Origin of the sequence: Actinomadura rubrobrunea NBRC 15275, assembly GCF_001552235.1 — a bacterium.
In the GTDB taxonomy this organism is placed as follows: Bacteria; Actinomycetota; Actinomycetes; order Streptosporangiales; family Streptosporangiaceae; genus Spirillospora; species Spirillospora viridilutea.
On the sequence record NZ_BCQU01000043.1, the window covers coordinates 46,456 to 53,423 of the forward strand.

Below are 6,968 nucleotides of genomic sequence, written 5' to 3' on the forward strand. Positions count from 1 at the left end.
CTGCTCCGTCGTGAGGGCCGTCAGCCCTCGTACATCGCCTCGATCTCGTCGGCGAAGTCCTTCATCACCGCGTGGCGGCGGACCTTGAGGCTGGGGGTGATGTGGCCCGCCGCCTCGGTGAAGTCGACGCCGAGGATGCGGTACTTCTTGATCGCCTCGGCGTGCGAGACCGACCTGTTGGCCTCGGCCACCGCCGCGTCGATCTCGGCGATCACGTCGGGGTCGCGGCGCAGCTCGTCCAGCGTCATGCCCGCGGGCTTGCCGTGCCGCTCCTTCCAGGGGCCGAGCGCCTCCTCGTCCAGGGTGATCAGCGCGCTGATGAACTTGCGGCCGTCGCCGACCACCAGGCACTGGCTGATCAGCGGGTGCGCGCGCAGCCGGTCCTCCAGCGGGGCGGGCGCGACGTTCTTGCCCGCCGCGGTGACCAGGATCTCCTTCTTGCGGCCGGTGATGCGCAGGAAGCCGTCCTCGTCGAGCGCGCCCAGGTCGCCGGTGTGGAACCAGCCGTCGTCCAGGGCCTCCTTGGTGGCGGCCTCGTTGTTCCAGTAGCCGCGCAGGACGTTGACGCCCTTGACCAGCACCTCGCCGTCGTCGGCGATGCGGACGGTGGTGCCGGGGATCGGCTGGCCGACGGTGCCGATGCGCAGCGCGCTCGGCCGGTTGACGGTGGCCGGGGCGGTGGTCTCGGTCAGCCCGTAGCCCTCCAGGATGGTGATGCCCACCCCGCGGAAGAAGTGGCCGAGCCGTTCGCCGAGCGCGGCGCCGCCCGAGACGGCGTACTTCACCTCGCCGCCGACCGCGGCCCGCAGCTTCTTGTACACCAGCGCGTCGAACAGCTTGTGCCGCAGCCGCAGCCCCAGCCCCGGCCCGCGGCCGCCGTCCAGCGCCCTGCTGTAGGCGATGGCGGTGTCGGCGGCCGCCTTGAAGATCTTGCCCTTGCCCTCGGCGATGGCCTTCTGCTCGGCGCCGTTGTAGACCTTCTCGAACACGCGCGGGACGGCCAGCAGGAACGTCGGCCGGAACGAGGCCAGGTCGGGCAGCAGGCCGGCGATGTCGCTGTGGCCGAGGACGATCCCGCCCTCGATGGTGGCGACCTGGATCAGCCGCGCGAACACGTGCGCCAGCGGCAGGAACAGCAGCGTGCTGCTGCCGTCCACGGCGACCTCGGCGATGGCGCCCTGCACCGCGTTGCGGGCGGTGAGCACCAGGTTGCCGTGGGTCAGCTCGCAGCCCTTGGGGCGGCCGGTGGTGCCGGAGGTGTAGACGAGGGTGGCCAGGTCGTCGCGGGTGCGGGACCGGCGCCGCTCCTCGATCACCGCGTCGTCCAGCTCCTCGCCGAGCGCGGCGGCGGCGTCGACGCCGCCGGAGTCGATGACCCACACGTGCTTGAGGTCCGGGAGCCTGCCCCGGACCTCGTCGATCGTCGCGCCGTGGGCCTCGGTCTCGGCGAACGCGCAGACGGCGCCCGAGTCGGAGAGGATCCACTCGACCTGCTCGGCCGAGGACGTCTCGTAGATCGGCACGGTGACCGCGCCCGCCGCCCACACGGCGTAGTCGATCAGCGTCCACTCGTAGCGGGTGCGCGACATCAGGGCCACCCGGTCGCCGGGCCGCACGCCCGCCGCCACCAGGCCCTTGGCGACCCGCGTCACCTCGGCGGCGAACTCGCGGGCGGTGACCTCGCGCCAGGACTCGCCCTCCTTGCGCCGAAGCATGACCTGCCCGGGCCGGTCGGCGGCCCGGGAGAACGGTGCGTCGGTCAGGTTGGCGGAGTCGGAGACCTCCACCATCGCGGGGACGCTGAACTCGCGCACGGCCACTCCTCGATCGAACTGTGCGGGTGCGTTTGTGCGGGTCGGAACCGTGCGGATCCGACCGCGGGGTGGACACTGCGTATCACAACTCGAAGGTCGGCGGGCACGACGGTACAGGGTCCTCTGGCCCGAAGGGTACCCGTGAGTAGGAAAACGTCCGTCGTGTCGTGCTTCCGCCCGTCGTCCGCGCCGCGGCGAGGCCGCCGCGCGGCCGACGCGTCCCCAGTAACAGACGGGCAAAGGCCGCGTCGTCCCGCGGTCGAGCCCATCCGCCCTCGCCTACGCTCACCAGGTGAAACGCGACCGCACAGGAAAAGGGACGGGGGCGTGGCGATGGCGTTGCTCGAAGTGATCGCGCTGAGCGCGGACGACGCGCGCGCCGCGCAGGACGGCGGCGCCGACCGCCTGGAGATGGTCGCCGACATGGCCGCCGACGGCCTGACCCCCGACCCGCACGTCGTGGCGGAGGCGCGGCGCGCCACGACGCTGCCGATCCGGGTCATGCTGCGCGCCAACGCCGGGTTCCGCACCACCGGGCGGGAGCTGTCGCGGCTGCTGGAGGCGGCGCGGCGGCTGCGCGACTGCGGCGCCGACGGCTTCGTGCTCGGCTTCCTCGACCCGTTCGGCCAGCCCGACCTGGGCGCCACCGGCAAGCTGGCCGCGGCCGCGGGACCGCTGCCGTGGACGTTCCACCGCGCGATCGACCACGCCGCCGACCCGGCCGCGGCCTGGCGGGCGCTGCGCGCCATGCACGGCGGACCCGACACGGTGCTGACCGCGGGCTCGCCGCGCGGCGTGGACGCCGGGCTGGACACGCTGGTGCGGCGCGCCGCCGAGGGCCCGGCCGCCGCGTCCCTGATCATGGCGGGCGGAGGGCTGCGCCGCCGCCACATCGCCCCGCTGGCGGCCGCGGGCGTCACCGCGTTCCACGTCGGCACCGCGGTGCGGGCCGACGGCTCCTGGGACAACCCCGTGGACCCGGACCTGGTCGCCGAGTGGCGCGCGCTGGTCTCGGCCGCGTCGCGGCAGGGCGCGTGATCTGATCTCGCGCGCGGCGGGCGGCGCCTTTAAAGTCGCCTCATGCGGATCCACGTGGTGAGCGACGTCCACGGCCGCGCGGACGCCCTCAAACGTGCGGGGGAGGGCGCGGACGCGCTCATCTGCCTCGGCGACCTGCTCCTGTTCATCGACTACTCCGACCATGCGCAGGGCATCTTCGCGGAGCTGTTCGGACGGCACAACGCCGACCACCTCATCGCGTTGCGCACGCAGAAGCGCTTCGACGAAGCGCGCGCGTTCTCCCGCAGGATGTGGGACTCCCTGGAGGGCGGCGCGTGGCCGCACATCGAACGCGCCGTCCGCAGGCAGTACGCCGAGCTGTTCGCGGCCATGCCCGCGCCCGCCTACCTCACCTACGGCAACGTGGACCTGCCCCACATGTGGGGCGAGTACGTGCGCGACGGGCATCGGGTGCTGGACGGGGAGACCGTCGAGATCGGCGGGCTGCGGTTCGGGTTCGTCGGCGGCGGCCTGCGCACCGAGTACCGCACCCCCTACGAGCTGGACGACGACGCCTACAACGCGAAGGTCGCCGCGGTCGGCGAGGTGGACGTGCTGTGCTGCCACATCCCGCCCGCGGTGCCCGAGCTGCTGTACGACACCGTGGCCCGGCGGTTCGAACGCGGCAGCGAGGCCGTCCTCGAGCTGATCAGGGACACCCAGCCGCGCTACGTTCTGTTCGGACACGTCCACCAGCCGCTCGCGCGGCGCGTCCGCATCGGCCGCACCGAGTGCGTCAACGTCGGGCACTTCCGGGCCACCGGGGTGCCCTACGCGCTGTCGGTGTGACGGATACTTTCGGTGGACTCGCGGGCGGGGGCCCCGCGACTGACGAGGCGAAGGAAGGCGCGATGGCGGACCGGACGAGTTCTTCCATCACGATCGAGGCCGACCGGGCCGAGATCATGGCGGTGATCGCCGACCTGGAGTCCTACCCGAGCTGGGCGAGCGGCATCCGCGAGGTCACGGTGGAGGAGACCGGGCCGGACGGCCGGGCGAGCCGGGCCCGGCTGACCTTCGACGGCGGGCCGTTCAGCGACACCGTCGGCCTGGCCTACCAGTGGGACGGCGACGAGCAGGTGCGCTGGGAGCTGGTGGACAAGGGCTCGGTCGTCACCGGGCTGCACGGCTCGTACCGGCTCGCCCCGGTGGACGGCGGCACCGAGGTCACCTACGAGCTGGCCGTCGACGTGCGGGTGCCGATGATCGGCATGGTGCGGCGCAAGGCCGAGAAGCGGATCATCGACTCGGCCCTCAAGGGCCTCAAACGGCGCGTGGAGGGCTGATCCCTCCGGGGCGCCCCGCCCCCGGCCTGGGCGGCGGTGCGTTTCCCTTCGGCGACCGTGGAAAATGACTCTCATGAGCGAGCAGCCAGGCGACGTCCTCGACGAGGCGATCCGGCTCTTCGGCGCGCTGCGCAAGCGGGTCGGGGAGTTCGGCGACGCCCTCGGCGGCGCGCCGCGCGACGACCGCGGCGGCGCCGACGACGGCGGGGACGTGTGGGCCCGCGTCACGGCCGAGGCGAGGGAGGAGGAGCGGCGCGGGCCGGATGAGCCGCCGCGCATCGCCACCGGCGCGCCCGAGTGCCGGGACTGCCCGGTCTGCCGGGCCATCGTGCTGGCCCGCGAGTCCGGGCCGGACGTGGCCGAGCACGTGCGGGAGGCGGGGCGCTCGCTGGTGGCCGCCGCGCTGGACGTGCTGGCGGCGTTCGAACGCACGCGCGGCGGTCGGACGGGCCCGGACGCACGAGGGCCGGGGCGCGGCGCCGCCGCGGACCCTATCGACATCGGCTAGACCCGGACGGTTTTCCATGCGTCCGGGGCGCCGCGAGGAGGAGGAGAACGGTAGATGGCCCTGACCATCGGCGTGGATGTGGGCGGGACGAAGGTCGCCGCCGGGGTGGTCGACGACGGGGGACGGATCTTGGAGAAGGTGCGGCGACCCACCCCCTCCACCGACCCCAAGGAGATCGCCGACGTCATCGCCGAGGTCGTCGACCTGCTCAAGGGCAAGTTCGAGGGCGTGCGGGCGGTGGGGCTCGGCACGGCGGGCTTCGTCGACGAGACCCGCTCGACCGTGCTGTTCGCGCCCAATCTGGCCTGGCGGGACGAGCCCATCAAGGAGAAGGTCGAGCAGCGGGTCGGGCTGCCGGTGGTGGTGGAGAACGACGGCAACGCCACCGCGTGGGGCGAGGCGCGGTACGGCGCCGGCCGCGGGCACGACTTCATCGTGCTGATCACGCTGGGCACCGGCATCGGCGGCGGCATCATCTTCAACGGCGAGCTGTACCGGGGCCGGTTCGGCATCGGCGCCGAGGTCGGGCACTTCCGGGTCGTGCCGGACGGGCGCCGCTGCGGGTGCGGCAACCGCGGCTGCTGGGAGCAGTACGCCAGCGGCAACGCGCTCGTGCACGAGGCCCGCGAGCTGGCGCGGGTGGCCCCGGCGATGGCGGGGCGGCTGCTGGAGCTGGGCGACGGCCGTCCCGAGGGCATCAGCGGCCCGGAGATCACTCAGGCGGCCCGGGAGGGCGACAAGGCGGCGCTGGAGTGCTTCCGCACCGTCGCCAAGTGGGCGGGCCAGGGGCTGGCCGACCTGACCGCCATCCTGGACCCGGGCGCGTTCATCATCGGCGGCGGGCTGTCGGACGCGGGCGACCTGCTGCTCGATCCGACGCGTGAAGCGTTCCACAACGCGCTGACCGGACGCGGGCACCGTCCGCTGCCGGAGATCCGCATCGCCGAGCTGGGGTCGGACGCGGGCATCGTCGGCGCCGCCGACCTGGCCCGCACCGACCTGCGGTGAGCGCGGGAACGGTCCGGATCCTCAGTTACAACCTCCGTTCGCTGCGGGACGACCCCGCGGCCGTCGGGCGCGTCGTGCGCGCCCTGCGGCCGGACGCGGCGTGCCTGCAGGAGGTGCCGCGGTTCTGGGGGTGGCGCCGCAAACGGCGGCGTCTGGCCCGCGGCTGCGGGCTGACCGTCGCGGCGGGCCGGCGCCCGGCGGGCCTGGCGGTGCTGGCCGGGCCGCGCGTCCGGTGCGTGAGCCGCGAACACCATCTGCTGTCGCGGGTGCCGGGCCTGCACCGGCGCGGGCTCGCGGTCGCCGTGCTGGAGCTCGAGTCCGGCGGACGCCTCATCGCGGCGAGCACGCACCTGGACCTGGTGGACGAGCCGCGTCGCGCGCACACCGGCGAGGTGCTGGCGCTGCTGGAACGCGCCCGCCGCCGGTACGGGGCGCCCGTCGTGCTGGCGGGCGACGTCAACGAGGAGCCCGGCGGGGCGTCCTGGACCCTGCTCGCCGAGGCGTTCCAGGACGCCTACGCCGTCGCGCCGAAGGGGGAGGAGTTCACCTTCTCGGCGCGCGCACCCCGCAGGCGCATCGACGGCGTCTTCGCCGACCCGGGCGTCGAGGTGGTGTCGTGCGGCGTTCCGGACGACCCGGCGGCGGCCGCGGATTACGCCGCGGCCACCGACCACCGCCCCGTCCTCGCCGAGCTGCGTCTCACCTGAAAGCCCGGCGCCGGCGGTCAGACGACGGCGCCGTCGTCGGGGTCGCGGGGCTCGTCGCCCATGCGCAGCACCAGCGTGACGAACCCGCCGATGAACGCCGCGACCGCCAGGAACGCCGCCCAGCCGGGCACGTGCCAGTCCATCACCACCGTGAGCAGCAGGTAGAGCGGCCCGCCGACCAGCGCCCCCCAGGCGCCCTTGGTGAGCGGGTCCGGGTTGGGCAGCGGCGGCGGGGGCGGAGGGACGAAGTGGCCCTCGTCGTCGTCGGAGGACGGGGCCGGGGCGTCGGCGGCGTCGGCCGGTCCGGTGACGTCCGCGGCCTTGATGACCCGCGCGTGCGGCAGCCGACCGGTGCGGTCCTCGCCCTCGCTCAGCGCGCCGGGCCGTCCGGTCGGCTCGTCGCGGATGTCCTCCTGCTCGGGCCAGGGGGTCGCCCCGTCCTGCGGTTCGGCGTCGAACCCCGCGACGATCTCGGCCCAGATGGCGTCCTCGTCGCGTTCGGCGGCGCCCTCCAGGCCCGTGCCCGGGCGCGGCTCGTCGGTGGCGGTCGGGGCGCCGCCCGGCGCGCCGCGCGCGCCGCCCGGGG

Annotated in this window: 8 protein-coding genes; 6 read left to right on the plus strand and 2 right to left on the minus strand. The window is 74.4% G+C overall.

Annotated elements, in window-relative coordinates; all coding sequences use genetic code 11:
- Nucleotides 1-20: 20 nt before the first annotated feature.
- Nucleotides 21-1,814, minus strand: coding sequence for an AMP-dependent synthetase/ligase (locus AR3_RS15295; RefSeq protein ID WP_067914779.1), 1,794 nt, complete (start codon nt 1,812-1,814; stop codon nt 21-23).
- A gap of 333 nt (nt 1,815-2,147) precedes the next feature.
- On the opposite strand from AR3_RS15295, the gene AR3_RS15300 reads away from it, so the two are divergent.
- The 6 genes from AR3_RS15300 to AR3_RS15325 all read left to right on the plus strand — a co-directional run bounded on the left by AR3_RS15300 (nt 2,148) and on the right by AR3_RS15325 (nt 6,382).
- Nucleotides 2,148-2,852: a copper homeostasis protein CutC gene (locus AR3_RS15300; protein WP_067914781.1), complete on the plus strand. Its 705-nt coding sequence runs from the start codon at nt 2,148-2,150 to the stop codon at nt 2,850-2,852.
- Between the two features lie 42 nt (nt 2,853-2,894).
- Nucleotides 2,895-3,662: a metallophosphoesterase family protein gene (locus AR3_RS15305; RefSeq protein ID WP_067914756.1), complete on the plus strand. Its 768-nt coding sequence runs from the start codon at nt 2,895-2,897 to the stop codon at nt 3,660-3,662.
- Between the two features lie 62 nt (nt 3,663-3,724).
- The gene (locus AR3_RS15310) at nt 3,725-4,159 is read left to right on the plus strand and encodes an SRPBCC family protein (protein ID WP_067914758.1); all 435 of its coding nucleotides are present in this window, start codon (nt 3,725-3,727) and stop codon (nt 4,157-4,159) included.
- Between the two features lie 73 nt (nt 4,160-4,232).
- Complete coding sequence (locus tag AR3_RS15315; protein ID WP_067914759.1) at nt 4,233-4,667, plus strand: hypothetical protein; 435 nt, start codon at nt 4,233-4,235, stop codon at nt 4,665-4,667.
- 54 nt (nt 4,668-4,721) lie between these two features.
- A complete protein-coding gene (locus AR3_RS15320) occupies nt 4,722-5,675 on the plus strand; it encodes an ROK family glucokinase (RefSeq protein ID WP_067914761.1) in 954 nt (317 codons plus the stop codon).
- Complete coding sequence (locus AR3_RS15325) at nt 5,672-6,382, plus strand: endonuclease/exonuclease/phosphatase family protein (protein ID WP_067914763.1); 711 nt, start codon at nt 5,672-5,674, stop codon at nt 6,380-6,382. Before AR3_RS15320 ends, AR3_RS15325 begins: the two co-directional genes overlap by 4 nt.
- A gap of 17 nt (nt 6,383-6,399) precedes the next feature.
- Here AR3_RS15325 and AR3_RS31140 read toward each other — a convergent pair.
- Nucleotides 6,400-6,968 (minus strand): hypothetical protein (locus tag AR3_RS31140; protein ID WP_245637892.1); only part of this gene is annotated, 569 nt, incomplete at its 5' end.

What these genes read in the sequence shown, in the direction of transcription:
- AR3_RS15300 (WP_067914781.1), top strand. Translation starts at nt 2,148, where the DNA reads ATGGCGTTGCTCGAAGTGATCGCGCTGAGCGCGGACGACGCGCGCGCC.
- AR3_RS15305 (WP_067914756.1), top strand. Translation starts at nt 2,895, where the DNA reads ATGCGGATCCACGTGGTGAGCGACGTCCACGGCCGCGCGGACGCCCTC.
- AR3_RS15310 (WP_067914758.1), top strand. Translation starts at nt 3,725, where the DNA reads ATGGCGGACCGGACGAGTTCTTCCATCACGATCGAGGCCGACCGGGCC.
- AR3_RS15315 (WP_067914759.1), top strand. Translation starts at nt 4,233, where the DNA reads ATGAGCGAGCAGCCAGGCGACGTCCTCGACGAGGCGATCCGGCTCTTC.
- AR3_RS15320 (WP_067914761.1), top strand. Translation starts at nt 4,722, where the DNA reads ATGGCCCTGACCATCGGCGTGGATGTGGGCGGGACGAAGGTCGCCGCC.